19 protein-coding genes and 1 other RNA gene are annotated in these 18357 nt (G+C 38.7%); 1 reads left to right on the plus strand and 19 read right to left on the minus strand.

What is annotated here, in order from left to right; all coding sequences use genetic code 11:
* Positions 1-57: 57 nt before the first annotated feature.
* From trmD to NE664_06645, 17 genes are all read right to left on the minus strand, one after another.
* The gene (trmD, locus tag NE664_06565) at positions 58-798 is read right to left on the minus strand and encodes a tRNA (guanosine(37)-N1)-methyltransferase TrmD (protein MCQ4726325.1); all 741 of its coding nucleotides are present in this window, start codon (positions 796-798) and stop codon (positions 58-60) included.
* Positions 798-1301, minus strand: a complete 504-nt coding sequence (rimM, locus tag NE664_06570; GenBank protein MCQ4726326.1) for a ribosome maturation factor RimM — start codon at positions 1299-1301, stop codon at positions 798-800. The genes trmD and rimM overlap by 1 nt, the downstream gene beginning before the upstream one ends.
* Before the next feature lie 88 nt (positions 1302-1389).
* Positions 1390-1620: a KH domain-containing protein gene (locus tag NE664_06575; GenBank protein MCQ4726327.1), complete on the minus strand. Its 231-nt coding sequence runs from the start codon at positions 1618-1620 to the stop codon at positions 1390-1392.
* Positions 1621-1643: 23 nt separating this feature from the next.
* Complete coding sequence (rpsP, locus tag NE664_06580; protein ID MCQ4726328.1) at positions 1644-1892, minus strand: 30S ribosomal protein S16; 249 nt, start codon at positions 1890-1892, stop codon at positions 1644-1646.
* A 39-nt stretch (positions 1893-1931) separates the two neighbouring features.
* On the minus strand, positions 1932-3269 hold the full coding sequence (gene ffh, locus NE664_06585; protein ID MCQ4726329.1) for a signal recognition particle protein: 1338 nt from the start codon (positions 3267-3269) through the stop codon (positions 1932-1934).
* 13 nt (positions 3270-3282) lie between these two features.
* Complete coding sequence (locus NE664_06590; GenBank protein MCQ4726330.1) at positions 3283-3639, minus strand: YlxM family DNA-binding protein; 357 nt, start codon at positions 3637-3639, stop codon at positions 3283-3285.
* 210 nt (positions 3640-3849) lie between these two features.
* A complete protein-coding gene (locus NE664_06595; GenBank protein MCQ4726331.1) occupies positions 3850-4299 on the minus strand; it encodes a GNAT family N-acetyltransferase in 450 nt (149 codons plus the stop codon).
* A 540-nt stretch (positions 4300-4839) separates the two neighbouring features.
* The gene (ftsY, locus tag NE664_06600; GenBank protein MCQ4726332.1) at positions 4840-6135 is read right to left on the minus strand and encodes a signal recognition particle-docking protein FtsY; all 1296 of its coding nucleotides are present in this window, start codon (positions 6133-6135) and stop codon (positions 4840-4842) included.
* Positions 6136-6143: 8 nt separating this feature from the next.
* Positions 6144-9710, minus strand: a complete 3567-nt coding sequence (smc, locus tag NE664_06605; GenBank protein MCQ4726333.1) for a chromosome segregation protein SMC — start codon at positions 9708-9710, stop codon at positions 6144-6146.
* A 17-nt stretch (positions 9711-9727) separates the two neighbouring features.
* Positions 9728-10639, minus strand: coding sequence for an RluA family pseudouridine synthase (locus NE664_06610; protein ID MCQ4726334.1), 912 nt, complete (start codon positions 10637-10639; stop codon positions 9728-9730).
* Between the two features lie 2 nt (positions 10640-10641).
* Positions 10642-11118, minus strand: coding sequence for a signal peptidase II (gene lspA / locus NE664_06615; protein ID MCQ4726335.1), 477 nt, complete (start codon positions 11116-11118; stop codon positions 10642-10644).
* Between the two features lie 6 nt (positions 11119-11124).
* The gene (gene aroB, locus NE664_06620) at positions 11125-12207 is read right to left on the minus strand and encodes a 3-dehydroquinate synthase (GenBank protein ID MCQ4726336.1); all 1083 of its coding nucleotides are present in this window, start codon (positions 12205-12207) and stop codon (positions 11125-11127) included.
* Between the two features lie 12 nt (positions 12208-12219).
* On the minus strand, positions 12220-13011 hold the full coding sequence (locus tag NE664_06625; protein ID MCQ4726337.1) for a YlmH/Sll1252 family protein: 792 nt from the start codon (positions 13009-13011) through the stop codon (positions 12220-12222).
* Positions 13012-13024: 13 nt separating this feature from the next.
* Positions 13025-13306 (minus strand): YggT family protein, encoded by a 282-nt coding sequence (locus tag NE664_06630; protein ID MCQ4726338.1) that lies wholly within the window; start codon positions 13304-13306, stop codon positions 13025-13027.
* A 25-nt stretch (positions 13307-13331) separates the two neighbouring features.
* A complete protein-coding gene (locus NE664_06635) occupies positions 13332-13826 on the minus strand; it encodes a cell division protein SepF (GenBank protein ID MCQ4726339.1) in 495 nt (164 codons plus the stop codon).
* A gap of 26 nt (positions 13827-13852) precedes the next feature.
* Positions 13853-14560 (minus strand): YggS family pyridoxal phosphate-dependent enzyme, encoded by a 708-nt coding sequence (locus NE664_06640; protein MCQ4726340.1) that lies wholly within the window; start codon positions 14558-14560, stop codon positions 13853-13855.
* A gap of 14 nt (positions 14561-14574) precedes the next feature.
* Positions 14575-16077 carry a hypothetical protein gene (locus NE664_06645; GenBank protein ID MCQ4726341.1) on the minus strand — a complete coding sequence of 501 codons (1503 nt, stop codon included), beginning with the start codon at positions 16075-16077 and terminating at the stop codon, positions 14575-14577.
* Positions 16078-16252: 175 nt separating this feature from the next.
* On the opposite strand from NE664_06645, the gene NE664_06650 reads away from it, so the two are divergent.
* Positions 16253-17533, plus strand: coding sequence for an amidohydrolase (locus NE664_06650; GenBank protein ID MCQ4726342.1), 1281 nt, complete (start codon positions 16253-16255; stop codon positions 17531-17533).
* 171 nt (positions 17534-17704) lie between these two features.
* Here NE664_06650 and ssrS read toward each other — a convergent pair.
* Positions 17705-17892, minus strand: a non-coding RNA gene (gene ssrS, locus NE664_06655) — 6S RNA.
* Positions 17893-17898: 6 nt separating this feature from the next.
* A complete protein-coding gene (lspA, locus tag NE664_06660) occupies positions 17899-18339 on the minus strand; it encodes a signal peptidase II (GenBank protein MCQ4726343.1) in 441 nt (146 codons plus the stop codon).
* Between the last annotated feature and the right edge of the window lie 18 nt (positions 18340-18357).

The following is an 18357-nucleotide window of genomic DNA, read 5'->3' on the forward strand; positions in this document are numbered from 1 at the left end:
TTTCACGGAATATACAATATATTATTCAAAATATTACATTATGTGCCTGGCTCAAAATCAACGGCTTTCCGATTTATTCGTTAAATATTTTTCCATAAAATCTTTTTCCTTTTTTGAAAGTTCCAAAGTTTCATATAAATCGGGCCGTTTTTCATATGTCCTAATAAGCGATTGTTCTCTGCGCCACTTTTCTATGTTGCCATGGTGGCCGCTTAAAAGTATGTCCGGCACCTTTCTCCCTAAAAATTCATAAGGCCTTGTATACTGAGGATATTCCAATGTATTTTGGCAAAAGCTCTCGTCCATAAAACTTTCCGCTTTACCCAAAACACCCTCCTTTAACCTGGAAACTGCGTCTATAACCGCCATAGCGGCAATTTCCCCTCCGGTCAAAACAAAATCCCCTATCGAAATTTCGTCGGTTACAATTTCTTCGATTATACGTTCGTCAACGCCTTCATAATGGCCGCATAATATGACAAGTTCTTCTTCATTTGAAAGTTCATGTGCAGTTTTTTGCGTGAACGGTTTGCCCTGCGGCGTCATATATATAACTCTTGTCCCGTTTTTTATATCCAGACTTTTAAAAGAGTCGTAAATCGGCTGTGCCTGCATAACCATGCCGCATCCTCCGCCATAAGGGTAATCATCCACATGCTTTTGTTTATTTAAAGCGAAATCCCTTATATCAACAGCCTTTATATTAATAATTCCTTCTTTCTGCGCCCGCCCCAATATGCTGTGGGAAAGACCTCTTTCAACCATTTCCGGAAAAAGCGTAAGTACATAAAAATTCATTATCTCAGCCCCTCTAACAGCCTGACCGTCATCTTTCTGCCTTTAATGTCGACATTTAATATACAATCTTTTATTGCCGGCAAAAGTAAATCTTTTTTTCCGTCACAGCCTACAACATATACGTCGTTTGCCCCTGTTTTCAATATGTCGGTTATAATGCCGAGTTCTTCCCCTTCGTCGCTTACAACATTCATATCATATAAATCCCTTGTATAATATTCGTTTTCTTCCAAAGGGATAGCATTTTCTTCTGTAATCAATATCGAAGCTGTTTTATACTTCTCCGCCGTATTAATATCCTCTATGCCTTCAACAGTCAGAAGCACCATATTTTTCTGAAATCCTACTTTTTTAATTTTAAAAGTTTCTTTCCTGCCATTAGAATCTATAATAACTTCTTTTAAAGCCTGAAACCGCAACGGATCTTCCGTTGTCGGAAAGACCCTGAACGTTCCTTTAATGCCATGTGTCCCGGTAATTTTTCCAATTTCAAAATATCCCATAAATCTACCCCTAAAGTATATATTAAAAGGCTGATTTCCACAGCAGGCTACATAGCCGGCTATATAGAAATCAGCCCCAATCTGTCAGTTACTGCACAATCTCAACAACTATGTGCTTGTCCTCATGTATTGCAGCCGCTTTTACAACTGTACGGATTGCTTTTGCAATCCTGCCCTGCTTACCGATAACTTTGCCCATGTCTTCCGGTGCAACTTTAAGTTCAAGAACTAAAGAACGTTCGCCCTGTACTTCTGTTACTGTTACCTGTTCAGGATGGTCAACAAGATTTTTTGCAATAACTTCTAATAATTCTTTCATAGCAACCTCCTGAAAGAAAAAAATTATTCAGCGATAACGCCTACCTTTTTCAATAAAGCTTTTGCAGTATCAGAAGGCTGTGCGCCTGTCGAGAGCCATTTTTTAGCTTCTTCTTCATTTACTTTCAATTCAACCGGTTCTTTAGTTGGATCATAGTAACCTATTTCGGCTATTGACTTGCCATTTCTAGGCGTCCTTGAATCTGCAACAACTATTCTATAAAACGGAGCCTTTTTTGCGCCTAACCTTTTTAACCTTATTCTTACTGACATGTGTTTCACCTCCCGTATAAATAAATATTAGCTAATTATTTAAAAGGGAAATCTGAATTTACCCTTTTTGCCCTTAGTCATGTTATTCATTTGTTTCATCATTTTCTTCATATCTTCAAACTGTTTTAAAAGCCTGTTCACATCGGCAATATTCCTTCCGCAGCCGTTTGCGATCCTTTTTTTACGCGGCCCGTTCAGTATGGAAGGGTTAAGCCTTTCTTCTTTTGTCATGCTTTGAATAATAGCCTCGACACGGCGCAGCTCTTTGTCGGTATCAACATTGTCAAGCGCATCCATGTTTATTTTATTCATGCCCGGTATCATTCCCAAGAGATCCTTCATAGGGCCCATCTTTTTTATCTGCTGCATCTGGGAAAGGAAATCTTCCAATGTAAAATCGTTTTCCCTAAGCCTCTTTTCAAGCTCCATAGCTTCCTTTTCATCAATATTGCGCTGAACCTTGTCAATAAGGCTTAAAACGTCGCCCATTCCCAGTATGCGGCTTGCCATTCGGTCCGGGTAAAACGGTTCCAAATCCTCCATTTTTTCGCCCATTCCGATATATTTAATAGGCTTGTTTGTAACGCTCCTCACGGAAAGCGCCGCCCCGCCCCTTGCATCGCCGTCGAGTTTTGTCATTATAATGCCGTCAATACCAAGCTGTGTATCGAAGCTTTCGGCAACCGTAACCGCGTCCTGCCCTGTCATTGCATCTACAACAAGCAATATTTCCTGCGGCCGTACGGCGCTTTTTATCTCTTTCAGTTCTTCCATAAGCTCCTCGTTTATGTGGAGCCTTCCGGCGGTATCTATTAATATAACGTCGTTCCTGTTTGCAGACGCATGTTCCAAAGCTTTTTTTGAAATTTCAACCGGGCTTAACTGGTCGCCCATTTCAAAAACGGGTATATTATAATTTTTCCCTACAACCTGAAGCTGTTTTATGGCGGCCGGCCTGTAAACGTCGCATGCTACAAGCAACGGATTTTTTCCCTGCTTTTTGAGCTGACCGGCAAGCTTGCCGCTTGACGTAGTTTTTCCGGCGCCTTGAAGGCCAACCATCATGTAAACTGTCGGCGGTTTAGGAGCAAAAGTAAGCTTGCTCTGGGTTGAACCCATAAGCTCGATAAGCTCTTCATTAACTATTTTAATAACCTGCTGTCCCGGAGTAAGGCTTTCCATAACCTCGCTTCCGACAGCCCTTTCCGTTACTCTGTTAATAAACTGTTTAACTATTTTAAAGTTAACGTCGGCTTCAAGCAGCGCAATTTTAACCTCGCGCATAGCCGCTTTAACGTCGCTTTCAGAGAGTTTTCCTTTTCCTCTTAATTGTTTAAAAACGTCCTGCAGCTTATTTGAAAGGTTTTCAAACGCCATTTATAAGCCTCCTTTAATCAATTATTTCATCAGCGATCTTTTTTATTTCTTCTATTTTTATGATATTTACGGAATCAAGATTACTGCTATTTTCTATATCTTCAACTATTGACTTAATTTTTCTGACAAGTTTTTTCTGTTCGTAAAACCGTTCAAGCAGCATCAGCTTGTCTTCATATTCCGAAAGTATCTTTTCAGTTCTTTTAAGCTGATCCCGTACAGCCTGACGGCTTATGTTAAGCTCCTGCCCTATTTCCGTCAGCGACAGGTCGTTCAGATAGAACATTTCAAATATCGATTTTTGCTTGTCGGTAAGCAGCTCTCCATAAAAATCAAAGAGCATAGACGCCCTTAAAATTTCGTCCATCATTATCCTCTGCTTTCAATCGCCAGACATAAAAAATGTAAAGTAAAAATACTTTACTTGGATTATACTACACCCTTTTTACTATTTTGTCAAGCATTTTTACTTTACAATATATTTTTTCATAGTTAAAAAAGGCGCAAGTTCATCATCACTGGCACATACAATTCCGATTTTCATGTTTTTCTCCTTTCTTCGCCTATGAAAAACTGAGATTTATCGTTCCTTTATCATCACATAATTTGTAAGAAAAATTCCTTGCCGTTCTACCTGTTGTTCCTTTACAATCTTATAACCTCTTTTTTCAAAAAAAGGCTTTGCAGTAATAGAAGCGTGAGTAGCAATATCTCCTTTAACCGCTTGCTCCAGTTGATTACAAATAGCAGTTGCAACGCCTTTTCCTTGATAATCAGCGTGAATAAATAGACGGTCAAGATAGCCTGTTTTATCTATGTCCCCAAAGCCTACAATGATTTCATTATCAACCGCAACAACACTGAAATGTTCTTGAAGCGACTCATTCCACTTTTCTAAATCTACTTGCCCTGTCGCCCATACATTTAACTGTTCTTTTGTATAATCTTTTGCATTAACATTGTGAACTGTATTATAAAACAGCTCTGTCAATTCTTTGCAATCTGACGGCTGATATTTTCTTATAATCATTTTTTCTTCCCCTAAATTCTAATTTGTTTTTATCTGCATTATATCACGCTGTTATAAACGTTGCCATTTCTTTTCTGCATTTGAAAAATTACTTATCAGCCTATACTTTGTAAAGGGCGCTGTTTAGCATTGCTTACGAAACAAGCCTTTGACAAACCATAGTCCGATAAGTCTAGGGTAATCAAGCGGAAATGAAATAATCTGTTGTTTTACGATATAGAAAAAGACGCTCTTTTTCAAGCGTCATTCTCCCATAACTCGGTATTTATTTGTATAAGTCGTTACATAAGGCTCTTTCGTTTGTTGTAATTTCGTTTTAATTTTCCTTATTTTTCTTTCACTGTTTTATTGATTGATACTGTATTTATGCTGGTTTTCTTAATTTAGTATCTGTTTTTTTAATAAATATAACAAAAAATTCAAAATCTTCCGGACGTAAAAACTGCCGGGCTAAATGTTATTGTTGCTGTAAATACGCGAATTATGTTAAAAAAAAGCCTTTAATCCCTTTCATTTTTCAAAAATCCATAACATTATAACCTATTCATCTCCGAAAAGCGCTTTTGCAAAGTTTTCGGCATTAAATTTCTGTAAATCGCCGATTCCCTCTCCAACGCCTATATAGCGCACAGGTATTTTAAGCTCGTTCTTAATAGCGACAACAATTCCGCCCTTGGCCGTACCGTCCAGTTTCGTTAAAACTATTCCTGTTATATCCGCAACTTCCTTAAAAAGCTTTGCCTGCTGCAATGCGTTCTGACCGGTAGTGGCATCCAGTACAAGGTACGTTTCCCTGTTGGCCTGAGGATACTCCCTTTCAATAACTTTAGATATTTTTTTAAGTTCTTCCATAAGATTTTTCTTATTGTGCAGCCTTCCGGCAGTATCGCATATAAGCACGTCGGTTTTTCTGTTTTTCGCGGCATTAACGGCGTCAAACACCACTGCCGCCGGATCGCTGTTTTCCTCATGCTTAATTATATCGGTTCCGCTTCTTTTGCCCCACACCTCAAGCTGATCTATTGCCGCCGCCCTAAAAGTGTCGGCGGCGGCAAGAAGCACGCTTTTTCCATCGGATTTTAAATTACTGCAAAGTTTTCCTATAGTCGTTGTTTTTCCAACCCCGTTAACGCCTATCACAAGAAGGACTGCCGGAGTATTAAGTTCATAATCGTCCTCCGTACCTTCCGTAAGTATTGACGTAATTTCTTCGGCAAGCATTCCTTTAATCTTTGAAGGATCCGTTACCCCCTCTTTTTTAACTCTCTTTCGTAAATTTTCAATAATCGACATAGTAGTTTCAACGCCCAAATCAGCCATTATCAATATTTCTTCGAGTTCTTCAAACAAATCCTCGTCAATCTTGGTAAATGCGCCAAGTACGCTGTCAACTCCGCCTAATATACTGTTTCTGGTTTTGTTAAGCCCCTCTTTTAATTTTGCAAAAAATCCTTTTTTTTCTTTATGTATTTCTTCGGCTTCCGGATTCTTTTCTGTTTCTATGACTGTCTTTTCCGGATTTTCTTCAAAATTCTCAGTAATATTCCCGTTTTCATCATCGCCGGAAGGTGTGCCGCTTTGTTCGTTTTTATTTTCACAATATATGCTTTCTTCAACGCCAGTTTCGGCTGTAAAAACATCTGTTTCATCGCCGCCGGACTCTTTTTCTTTATCTGCATCGTTTAATTTGTCAGCTTTTTCTTCATTATCTGCATTTGTTTTTTCCGAAATATCATCTATGTTTTCCTGCACGCAAACTTCTTCCGAGACGCCGCTGAGGCTTTCCGCGCTTTCTTTATTTATATCTTCCTTCTTCTTTTTTAAAAAATCAAAAATTCCCAAAATTAATCTCCTTTCCCGTCTTCAAATTTTACAGAAACAATTTTAGAAACTCCATGTTCCTGCATTGTTATGCCGTACATAACGTCGGCGGATTCCATTGTTCCCTTCCTGTGTGTTATTACAATAAACTGAGTGTCACAGGAAAATTTTTTAAGATAATCCGCAAACCTCTTAACATTTGCATCGTCTAGGGCCGCCTCTATTTCATCAAGTATACAAAAAGGCGACGGTTTCATTTTAAGTATTGAAAATAAAATTGCTATTGCCGTAAGCGCCCTCTCTCCGCCTGAAAGCAGCATCATATTCTGCAGGTTCTTGCCCGGCGGCTGGGCTATAATTTCAATTCCGCTTTCAAGGGCATTTTCTTCGTCGGTCATTTTAAGGTATGCTTTTCCGCCGCCGAACATCTCCCTGAAAACGCTGTTAAAATTCTCTGAAATCAATTTAAATTGTTCCTTAAACTGATTTTCCATAAGCTGCGAAAGTTCGGATATTATTTTCTTAAGCTTTTCTTCGGCGTTAATTATGTCGTCGCGTTGGGCAGTCAAAAAATCATACCTGCCTTTAACTTCCCTAAATTCTTCAATGGCGTTGACATTTACATTGCCTAGGGCTTTTATACCGGATTTAATCTCTTTTATAGCTTCTGATATTTCATTGGCAGGTATTGTTTCGTCAAACATGTCCTGCGCCTGCCGATATGTAATTTCATATTCTTCCCACACGGTATTATATATTCGTTTTTTTTCTTCCTCCAAGCCTTCAAGTTTTGTTTCAAGTTTAAATATACGGCTTTCAAGCTTATTTATATTTTCAAAAGAATTCTGCTTCTTTTCCTCGTTTTCTTTTATTTCATCATGGATTAAATTTATTTTTTCCAAAATTCCATTTCTGAGATTTTCAAGGCTTTCAATCCTTACCTTTAAGGCTTCGCCCGTTTCAAAAACTTTTTTAAGCCGATTTTCTTTTTCTCCCATGTTTGAAACAAAATTATTTTTCTCTTTGTCCGCATTTAAAATCTCATCGTTTATTTGCTTTTGCATATTGAGGATACGTTCCAAACTTTCAAGCGCTGATTTTTTCTCCTGCTCTGCCGACGACGCTTCAATTTTAAGTTCGGTTATACTTTCGTATATTTCATCCCTGACAATTTTATCGCTTTGCATCGCTCCCTGATATTCCCGGAGATATTTATCTATTTCGTCTATTTCATTTTGAAGTCTAGAAAGCCTGTCTTCAAATTCAGATATATCTTTCTGTGCAGATCCAATCTGTTCCGTCAGCGCGTTGCTTTCCATGTCAAGACTGTGCGCCGCCTGTATACGGTCCGTATAAGACTGCTTAAACTGCTCAAGTTCCTGTGATTTAGCCGCACATGAAATATTAATACTCTGTACTTTTTCAGTTTTTTCCTTATAACCGGCGTCAAGTTTTTCAGCTTCAGATTTTTTATTTTCCATTTCCGACAGTATATTACCGCACTTCTTTTCTAAATTTTCTATTTGGGCTCTAAATTCCTCAATTTCACGGCTCCGGCTGAAAATATTTGAACTTTTTTTGGCAATACTGCCTCCCGTCATTGTTCCGCCGGGATTTAATATGTCGCCGTCTAACGTTACAATTTTATACTTATGTCCCGTTTTCTTTGCGGCATTAAGGGCGGAATTTATATCTTCGGCGATAACAGCCCTTCCGAGTACATTTAAAATTACATTCTCATATTTTTTATCAAATTTGACAAGTTCGCTTGCAATTCCGATTACGCCGTCCAATCTAAGCAGATCGTCCCTGCCGTTTTCAATACCGCGGCCTTTAATAACCGATAAAGGAAGGAAAGTCGCCCTGCCGAGATTATTTCGTTTAAGATATTCTATCGCATTTTTCCCGTCGATTTCCGTTTCTGTAACTATGTGCTGTATGGCGCCGCCAATAGCGGTTTCAATGGCGGTTTCATACTTTTTTTCAACTCCTATAAGTTCCCCGAAAGCGCCGCAAATCCCATTAAATCCATCGCTTCCTTTAAGTTTGAGTATAGATTTCACACTTTTGAAAAATCCTTCGTGTTCATTTTTCATTTCACTTAAAACTTTAAAGCGGCTTTTACATTCGTTAAGCCGCATCATTTGGCGCTGATATTCCTTGGCTTCATAATCCAGCAAATTTAAAATTTTATCTTTTTCCGATACAATACTTTCGATTTCACTTTCATACCGATTCTTTAAGCCATGTTCTTCTGAAATAATTTTATTTAAAGCCGATATTTTAATGTTTATTTCATTTAAACGGCTGCTGTTAAAATCCTTTTCATCCAATATACGCTTTTTGCGTTCCGTAAATTGTTCAAGCATTGTTTCAAGCCGTTGGATATTGCTTTTTATATCCGTGGAATCTTTTATTTTTTCAATTATATCAGTTTTAAATCGCTCTGCCGTCTCCTCGTTTTTTTCAAGAGAGCCGGACAAACTGCCAAATTCCTCTTCTTTAGTTTTAAGCCTCTCTAAAATATGCGCATGGTTAACACTTATTGCCGTAAGCCTTGCTTTAAGTATTCCCTCTTCGTTTTTGCTGTCCTCGAGCTTCCGTATTCTTTGTGAATTTTCGTTCTCTATCCTTTTAATATTTTCGTTAGCATATTGTATTTGTTCGTTTATTAAATTGATCTCGCCTTCGACGCTTTTTTCATCCGCTAAACATACGGAAATGCTTTCGGATGTTTTTTCAAGCTCGGCTTCGACTTCTTTTCCGCTTACTTTAAGCTTTTCGTATAATATTTTGGAATTTTCGTAGGCTTCTTTTTCACTTGCGGCATTTTGAAACATTATTCCTTTAGCTTCGGTTATCTCCGAAATGCTTTTCTCAATTCTCCCAGCCTGTATACAGAAATTGTTTACTTCATATTTTTTTAATTCTTCTTTAAGCCGCAAATATTTTTTTGCAGTTTCGCTTTGCTGCGCTAACGGCCCTGTCTTAGTTTCAAGTTCGCCTATAATGTCATTAACTCTCAACAGGTTTTCATGTTCTTTTTCAAGTTTTCCCGCCGCTTCAAGCCTTCTTGTCCTATATTTGACAATTCCGGCCGCTTCTTCAAAAAGCCTCCTTCTGTCCTCGCTTTTATTGCTCAGTATTTCGTCGATCCTTCCTTGGCCTATAATTGAATATCCCTCACGGCCAATACCCGTGTCCATAAACAGTTCATGCACGTCTTTCAGGCGGCACTGAGTGCCGTTAATCATATACTTGCTTTCTCCAGAACGGAAAACAGTGCGGCTGACTGTTATCTCGCTGTATTCAAGCGGTATTTTTCCGTCGCTGTTGTCAAGCGTAATTGCAACTTCTGCAAATCCTAAAGGTTTCCTGCTTTCAGTTCCCGTAAATATTACGTCCTCCATTTTATCACCGCGGAGGCTGCGCGCCTTTTGCTCACCGAGCACCCAGCGTATTGAATCCGAAATATTGCTTTTGCCGCTTCCGTTAGGCCCTACAATGGCTGTTATTCCCTTATTGAATTCGAGCTTTATTTTATCCGGAAAAGACTTAAACCCCTGCAGGTCAAGACGCTTTAAATACATTATAACACCTCAAAAATCTATCTAAGTTTTTCTAAAAGCTTTTGAAAATATTCGGGAAGAGGAGCTTCAAACTCCATATACTCGCCGCTTACAGGATGTACAAAGCCGAGAATCCTTGCATGGAGAACCTGTCCGTTAAGCTTAAACGGCTGCTTTGCACTTCCGTAAACCTCGTCTCCCAAAAGCGGGTGTCCGATACTCGCCATATGAACCCTTATTTGGTGAGTACGCCCTGTTTCAAGTTTCGCCTCAATAAACGTGTACTTTCCGAACCGCTCAATTACTGTATAGTGAGTAACCGCACGCCTTCCCCCTGCCTGCAAAACGGCCATTTTTTTCCGGTCTTTGGGATTACGTCCTATAGGTTTATCAATAGTCCCCTCATCCGTTTTAATGTTGTTAAAAACAACGGCGTTGTATTTTCTTGTTATGGAATGTTCGGCAAGCTGAATGGCAAGGCCTCTGTGGGCGGCGTCGCTTTTTGCCGCCATAAGCGCTCCTGAAGTATTCATATCAATCCTATGAACAATACCGGGCCTCATGCAGCCGTTTATGCCCGAAAGCCCATCCCTGCAATGGTACATAAGAGCGTTTACAAGAGTGCCGCTGTAATGTCCCGGAGCCGGATGCACAACCATTCCCTGAGGCTTATTTATAACTATAACGTCATCGTCCTCATAAAGTATATCAAGCTTAATGTCCTCGGCTTCAATCTCCAAAGGCTCCGGATCAGGTATTTCTATATATACAATATCGTTTTTCCTAATCTTATAATTGCTTTTTACATTTTTTCCATTAACAAGTATATTTCCGGATTCTATTAATTTTTGTGCCTGACTGCGCGACAATGAATCTTCCGTTTCGGAAACAAAACAATCAATCCTTTTATTTATAAATTCATCTTCGGCAGCCACAGTAAATGTTTCCATAATTATCCTTTCTTTTTTTCCGGTTCGTCTTTTATAAAAAACAGCAAAAGCACAGCCAAAATCACCGTGCCGCACACTACATATATATCCGCCACATTAAATACCGGATAATTTATAAATGTAAATTCAAAATAATCCACAACGTATCCCCTGAAAAGCCTGTCAAGCGCATTTCCCCACGCGCCGGAAAGTATCAGCATAACAGAAAATTTAAGTATATTGTGAACCCTGTCGCATTCCTTCATCTTATTCAAATAGAAAAAAGCCGCTATTGTCACTGCGACAGTAATTGCAATAAAAAGCCACCTATGTCCGTTAAGGATTCCGAAAGCGGCTCCCCTGTTTTCGACAAAAGTCAAATCAAAAAAACCGTCTATTACAGTTATATTTCCGACAGGCTTGAGATTTGCAACAGCCAGAAATTTTGAAACCTGGTCAATCGCCGTAAGCAAAACGGCGCCGATTATAATAGCAAACATAAATAATCACCCTGATATACTTTTAATAGCTTCAACCGCTTCTTCTTTTGAAACGGAATCCGTCCTGAATACATTCCCCAAAGACTTCATAATGACAAAATTAATCTTATTATCCCTAACTTTCTTGTCAAAAAACATCTGTTTATATACGGCTTCACAGTCTATTCCGGAAATATGCGGCGGCAGGCCGAAAAATTCAATAAGTTCCGTAAATTCATCCAAAAAGCCTTTTTCTATATATCCTCTGTTTAACGATATATTTAATACAGCCGCCATACCGGCAGCCACACACTCGCCGTGCAGAAGCTCAAAATTTTTAACGGTTTCAACTGCATGCCCTATTGTATGCCCAAAATTAAGTATCTCCCTTAGGCCGTCCTCTTTTTCGTCCTTTGAAACAACATCGGCTTTTATTTTACAGCATTTTAAAATCATTTGGGATATGATTTCACTGTCGTAATTTTTAATTTCATACTTATGCGTCTTTATAAAATTATAAAATTCCGCGTCGGCTATAAGTCCGTATTTAATAACTTCGGCCATTCCGGCAGAAAATTCCCTCTTAGGAAGAGTTCTAATTGTTTCCGTATTTATGTACACAAAATCGGGCTGGTAAAAGGCTCCTACAACGTTTTTGCTGTTTTTGTAGTCTATGCCTACTTTTCCGCCAACACTGCTGTCAACCTGTGCAAGCAGGGTCGTAGGTATCTGTATAAACTTTACGCCCCTTAGATACGTAGCCGCCGCAAAGCCGGCCATATCCCCGCATACGCCTCCGCCAAGCCCGGCTATTACCGTTTTCCTGTCAAGTTTTTTGTCAAGGAAAAAATCATACATCCCCTTAACCGTTTCAATATTTTTGCTTTTTTCACCGGCTTTGAATATGTACTCGTAAACGGCAGAAAAGCTGTCTTTAAAGGCAGCCTTGATCTTTTCAATATAAATAGGCGCAACATTGCTGTCTGACACAATACAAAGCGTCCTCCCGTTAAGGCCGCACCTGCACGCCAAATCGGACAGACCTCCAAACTCCATTCCAACCGAAATCGGGTACATTTTATTTTTGGTAACAACGTCTATTTCTTTCAAGCGTTTCACCCTCTAAATATATTTTTCAACTACAATGCCAATCCGGCCTTTTTTTGTCTTTCCGTTCAAAGACATAAATTTTGCGCGCCCAAGCCCTCGAACTGAAATCATATCTCCTTCTTTAACGGGCTTTGAAACATTTGTAACCGAAAGCCAATTAATAAAGACTTTTTCGCCTTCTATTAAATCGGACGCCTTTCCTCTTGAAATGTTAAAAATCCCCCCTATTACGGCGTCGAGCCTTAAAGAGGCGACGGTTATGCTTTTTTCAACAACATTTTTCTCAGGCATTTGTATATCGCAAATTTCCATTATTTCAGTTTTTACGGCAGTTCTGCCAACCCGTTCAAGATTGGCCGCTATGTATTCCGCAATATCGTCGAACGCAAAAATAATGGAATAATTGTCAAATATAAATATATCGCCGACTTTTCCCCTGTCAATTCCAAGGCCCAGAACCGAACCGAGGAAATCCCTGTGGGATAACTCTTTGGAAAATTTCATATTGGCTGAAACTTTAACGGCCTTAATAGGAAAATCAAAATTTTCAATCTCCCTGTAATCGGGACAAAACCCAATTATACGCCTCTCGCACTCGCCGCTTCCGCCAAAAATAAAAAAGTTTATGCCGCTTATATTCCTAATAACCGACATAACCGTTTCCATTTTTTTCGGGTCGCAGAAATCCGTAAACGTATCCGAATGCCGCTTTAAACTAAAATCAGCCTGATCCAGGACCTTTGCAAGCAAAAGCCTTTCGTCAGGCTGATAAACATTGCGCAATAAAGCTTGTTTGTCAAGCATACTACTTCACCGCCTAAAAAATCATAATAACTATGTTTTTAAGCACAATAGAAACCACCTGCATTAAAAATAAAGCTATAACCGGCGAAAAATCAAGCATCATTCCACCGCCTATGGGAGATTTATCCATCCAGTGCCTGACAGGTCCGAGTATAGGTTCCGTCAAGCTGTATAATAAATTGCCTATGCCGCTTTGGCTGGCCCCCGGAATCCATGACATAATTATCCTTATGAAAATAAGGAAATACAAAAGCCTGAAAAATGTGTCAATCGAATTTAATAATAAACTTTCCATAAAACGCTCCAGTCTAAAAATACGTTTACTTGCCCTGGCTTGCCCATGGAAGAATTAAGCCGCTTGTTTTAAGTTCCTCTTTCAGATCGCCTGAAACGGAAACGTTTTCAGGCGCAATTATGTATATATTGCTTGCAACTTTCTGGATTGTTCCGTCAAGAGAATAGCATGTGCCGCTTAAAAAGTCCATAATGCGCTGGGCTGTAGGATACTCCATCTTTTCAAGGTTAACAACAACCGGTTTCCTTGCCTTTACTTCATCGCATATTTCCTGTGCGTCTTCATATTTAACAGGATTTATTATACGAACCTGCATTTGTATATTAGTGTTGATGTTAACAACTTTTGAATCTGCCCTTAACTCCCTTCTTCTGTAAGAAGGCCCCGAAGATGAATAATCATTGTTTCGCGGATTATATAAAGGCTCCTGCTCCTCGTCTTCCTCCATCCCCAAATCATCATCATAATAATCATCATCGTCAGGTGCAAATACATTCTTCATCTTATCAAAAAGTCCCACTACATTTCCTCCTTAGCAGTAAATGCTCAGTTTATTTTTTCAGGGTACAGCCTTGGACCAAACACCCCTGTTCCAATCCTGACCATGGTCGCCCCCTCCTCAACGGCAACTTCATAGTCCCCTGTCATTCCCATAGATAACGTGTCCATATTTACATTATCAATATTTTTACTGTTGATGTCAACAAGTAATTCCTTCATTCGTCTGAAATAAATCCTGTTTTCTTCCGAATTTTCAACAAAAGGCGCTACTGTCATGAGCCCTTTTATCGAAATATTAGACAATTTAGCAATTTCTCTCACAACATGCTCCGTATCCTCCGGTTTAAGGCCAAACTTACTTTCTTCGCCTGCAATATTAATTTCAAGCAGTATTCTTGCGTCAATACCTTTCTGTACGGCCCTTTTTGAAATTTCTTCAGCAAGCTTAACGCTGTCTACCGAATGGATAAGTTCAACTTTATCTATTATATACTTAACTTTATTAGTTTGCAAATGTCCGATAAGATGCCATTTAACTCCATCTCCCATATATTCGTATTTATCCATTATTTCCTGAACTTTATTTTCCCCGAGATTTATCTCGCCGGCTTCAACGGCCTCTTTAATACGCGGCACGTCTATAGTCTTGCTTACAACTATAAAAGTTACGTCCTCTCTTGTTCTCCCGCTTTTAACCGCGGCCGCTTCTATCCTTCTGTTAATTTCCGCAATATTATCTTTAATACTTGACATTTGCCATTTCCCCTTTAGCTAACTTGTTCTTCATTACTTATAACGCTTGCATCGGAAACAATTTTATCATATACTTTAGGGCCGTATCCCGTTTCGGCGTCAATAATTGCATAGTCGCTGTTTTGTCCCAAAATGTCTACAACCGTAATTTCAGATATAGAGCTGTTGGCAACATAAACGCAATTAAATGTCGTTACTTCGCTTAAGGAATACTGCTGGGCTTCTTCTCCAGTTCCGATTAAAATATCGCCCAGTTTAAAGTCATTAAAGTTCTGAAGTATATAAGCGTATTTATCATCGGATTTGAGTATTTTCAGCTCCTTAAATTTATCCCCGTCGCTTTCCCTTTTTATAACGCCTTTAACGCCGTTGCTTTCGCTTATGTATTCAACGGGAATTTTTAAAAACGCCCTTTCAACAATAGCTTCGTTCGGAACTTTAAGACCCTTTTGAAGTTTTTCGTTAACTTTAAAATCCATTGTTCTTATATCAAGAAAATCAGCCATATTCCTATCGCTTACAAAAACCACATATGTAGAATTTTCTCCGGCTTCCATACTTTCAATCTGCATCTGAACAGTTTTTTCCTCATCGTCCACAGTGGTGGTAAGCTCCATATAATCGCCCGTTTCCCATTCTGAAGCCACGCTGTTGGGCACATAGCTTACAACATACCATGTATTGCTTTTAATAAGCTTAAAAAGAGGCGAACCCGCACTTTGAGAAAGGCTCTTTGATATATATGACGGCCTTACCGTCATTTTAATTTGATCTTCGGCAATACTTGTCCTAACATCGGGAGTAACAATTTCCTCGAAATTGTCTACTTTAAGCGAAATAATTCCGCTTTCCGGCGCCGTCACAGTTTCGCTGTTGCCCGAAAGCTGGTTCTTAAACTGCTGCCTTTGGGCCGCAAGCTCGTCCGTGCTTTTTGAATTTTCTGCAAGCCAAATCTGGTTGCGCTGATTAATTTGGGTTTGTATCTGATTTTTAAAGGAATATATCTCGCTTAAATCATTATTAACAAATTTATATATGGAATTGTCAATGATATTTTCTATACTTTCCTCAACGCTTTTAATATCGTCTTTAAATAAAGAAAAATCCTCCCTGCTTTTTTGGGCTTCAAGTATGCTTTTATCTATTTTTTTAATTTCGCTTTCAATAACGTCAGTCGTTCCTGTATTTTTAACCGAACATATAACGGTGTTTTTTGCAACCCTGTCGTTTTCCGAATAATAGTATTCTGCCTGCCCGTCAATGGAACTGTTGATAACAACCTCGTCCCTGACTATAATTCCCCTAAGCGTTGCCGGAACGTCTATTGTGCCATAGTTAAGCGTTTCTATTGAAATAGAAGGCCTGTTTATAAGCTTAACAAGGTACCCCGAAAGATATATTGAAAGGACGATAAAAAGAAGCAGCGTACCAATCCTGTAATTCTTATTATTTTTTTTCTTTTTAACATTTGCAGGACGTTTTCCCGCCGGACGTTTTTTCATTTGTCTGCCTGCCAATTAACTTCCTCCAAAAGGCTGATGCCAACATCTACTATTTTTTGAACAAATTTTATTATAATACATTTTTTCCATTTGGTAAACATAATATATAGTTTTTTAGGTGAAATATATTGACAAATTTAATATAAAATATATATCCTTATGTTAATTAATGTAAAAGGAGGTTAAAAATATGCTGTTTGAAAACATTAGTTATCTGAACGAAAGCTTTGAAGTAATAAAAAATACAAATATACTTGTTGAGCATGATTTAATTTCTTATATAGGCAAAGAAACGCCGCGCAGTTACAACGGACGCAGATTAGACGGTAAAAATAAATTGCTTATGCCCGGTTTTGTAAACACTCACTGCCATGTTCCAATGACAATATTCAGAAGTCTTGGCGGTAATCTGCCTTTAGACAAATGGCTTGAAAATTTTATATTCCCTTTTGAAGCAAAGCTTACGGAAAAAGCCGTGTACACAGGCTCTCTTATTGGTATTTCAGAAATGATAAAAAGCGGCGTAACATCCTTTAACAATATGTATTATTTCAGCGAAACTATTTGCAGCGCAATAGATGAGAGCGGTATAAAAGCAAATATTGCCATGGAAGGCCTTTCTTTTGACGACTCTATCAATAACAAATATACCTGCAATAAAGACGATGCAATAAACTTTTTCAAAAATTACAATAATTCATGCGGCGGAAGAATTAAAACCGATCTTTCAATACATTCGGAATATACGGGAAACCCTCAAAAGGCCGAAATGATAGGCGCGCTTGCCCGCGAATTAAATACGGGAATTCAGCTTCATTTAAGCGAAACCGAAAAAGAAACAAAAGACTGTATCTTAAGGCATGGAAAAACCCCGCCGCAGTATTTTGAAAGCCTCGGCGTTTTTGATAACCACGTTACAGCGGCCCACTGCGTATATATAAACGATGATGACATTGAAATATTAAAAAATAAAAACGTAACCGTTTCACATTGCCCATTAAGCAATCTAAAGCTTGGAAGCGGAATTTGCGACATTTCAAAGCTGATTAATAAAGGGATTAACGTAACCATAGGAACAGACGGAGCGGCGTCAAACGATAACCTTAACTTCCTTGAAGATATAAAAATGTCGGCGCTTTTAGCAAAAGGCATCCATAAGGACGCGTCCATGATAAGCTCTGAAGATATAATAAAAGCCGCGACAGTAAACGGCGCGCTGTCGCAGCGCCGCTATGACACAGGCGTAATTGCACCCGGAAAGAAAGCGGATTTATTTGTCATGGATTTCAGCGGCATTAACCTTCTGCCGGGGAATGATTTTCTTAACGGCCTTATATACGCTTCACTTCCGGAAAATATAATTTTGACAATGGCAGACGGAAAAATACTATATGAAAACGGTGTTTTTACGGGAATTGACATAGAAAAACTCAAATATGAAGCTATAGGAATACTAGGAGAAATTAAATAAACATAATTAAAGCCGTCTTAAAACAAAGCTCCCGATTTTAAATACAGGACAAAATCCAAATTATAATAAAACTATAATTCTATGCAAAACGGGCGCATAGCCTAAAAACGGATATGTCTTTGCCGCCTGATTAAAAATATAAAGAAAAGCGCCGCTTTAAGCGGCGCAAACTTTAACCCGGAATGCCGTTCCTCCCCCTTGACACCTAGCCTCGGCTAGGTGGGTATCCGCAACGGTAGCATTTGTCTTCCTCTGCCCAAAGGGAATTAGCTTGAGGCCTGACATAGCTTCGTTTATAGGATTCCCTTATATATAATGTAGGTTCAAAATAGGCAGGCTGTCGAACACCCCAGGTATTTAAAACACTATTCAGACTTTAAACTTAAAGCCGAAATCACAGAACCAATAATAAGAAAAATATCAGCTATATTAAATATCGGCGCGGATTTTGCTTTAATGTACAAAAAATCCGTCACTTCCATATCGCGCAGACGATCAATTAAATTTCCCGCCGCTCCCGCCAGAAGAAAAGAAAATCCTGTTTTAAGGCTTTTAATTCCCTTAACCGGCAGCATAATAATGAATAATATATATCCGATAACGGTTAGAACGGCTGTTGCAGTTGAAATTGCTTTAATATGGCCGCTGAATACGCTGAAAGAAATCCCCGTATTTTTTTTGTGCCATATATAAAACCTGTTTTTTATAACCTCATGCTTTTCATTAATGCCAAGCTTTTTCTTAACTAACCTTTTTGTTAATTGGTCTACAGATATTATTAAAAAGTTTATAATTAAATATACCACAGTTCAATCCTTAAAATT

Origin of the sequence: Anaerotignum faecicola, from assembly GCA_024460105.1 — a bacterium.
In the GTDB taxonomy this organism is placed as follows: Bacteria; Bacillota; Clostridia; order Lachnospirales; family Anaerotignaceae; genus JANFXS01.

Coding starts and splice junctions, on each gene's coding strand:
- NE664_06630 (MCQ4726338.1), bottom strand. CDS start 13,306: ATGGAAAGTTTATTATTAAATTCGATTGACACATTTTTCAGGCTTTTG.
- NE664_06650 (MCQ4726342.1), top strand. CDS start 16,253: ATGCTGTTTGAAAACATTAGTTATCTGAACGAAAGCTTTGAAGTAATA.
- trmD (MCQ4726325.1), bottom strand. CDS start 798: ATGAATTTTTATGTACTTACGCTTTTTCCGGAAATGGTTGAAAGAGGT.
- rpsP (MCQ4726328.1), bottom strand. CDS start 1,892: ATGTCAGTAAGAATAAGGTTAAAAAGGTTAGGCGCAAAAAAGGCTCCG.
- NE664_06640 (MCQ4726340.1), bottom strand. CDS start 14,560: ATGTCAAGTATTAAAGATAATATTGCGGAAATTAACAGAAGGATAGAA.
- smc (MCQ4726333.1), bottom strand. CDS start 9,710: ATGTATTTAAAGCGTCTTGACCTGCAGGGGTTTAAGTCTTTTCCGGAT.
- NE664_06595 (MCQ4726331.1), bottom strand. CDS start 4,299: ATGATTATAAGAAAATATCAGCCGTCAGATTGCAAAGAATTGACAGAG.
- NE664_06610 (MCQ4726334.1), bottom strand. CDS start 10,639: ATGGAAACATTTACTGTGGCTGCCGAAGATGAATTTATAAATAAAAGG.
- rimM (MCQ4726326.1), bottom strand. CDS start 1,301: ATGGGATATTTTGAAATTGGAAAAATTACCGGGACACATGGCATTAAA.
- NE664_06575 (MCQ4726327.1), bottom strand. CDS start 1,620: ATGAAAGAATTATTAGAAGTTATTGCAAAAAATCTTGTTGACCATCCT.
- ffh (MCQ4726329.1), bottom strand. CDS start 3,269: ATGGCGTTTGAAAACCTTTCAAATAAGCTGCAGGACGTTTTTAAACAA.
- lspA (MCQ4726335.1), bottom strand. CDS start 11,118: ATGTTTGCTATTATAATCGGCGCCGTTTTGCTTACGGCGATTGACCAG.
- NE664_06590 (MCQ4726330.1), bottom strand. CDS start 3,639: ATGATGGACGAAATTTTAAGGGCGTCTATGCTCTTTGATTTTTATGGA.
- NE664_06625 (MCQ4726337.1), bottom strand. CDS start 13,011: ATGCTTGACAAACAAGCTTTATTGCGCAATGTTTATCAGCCTGACGAA.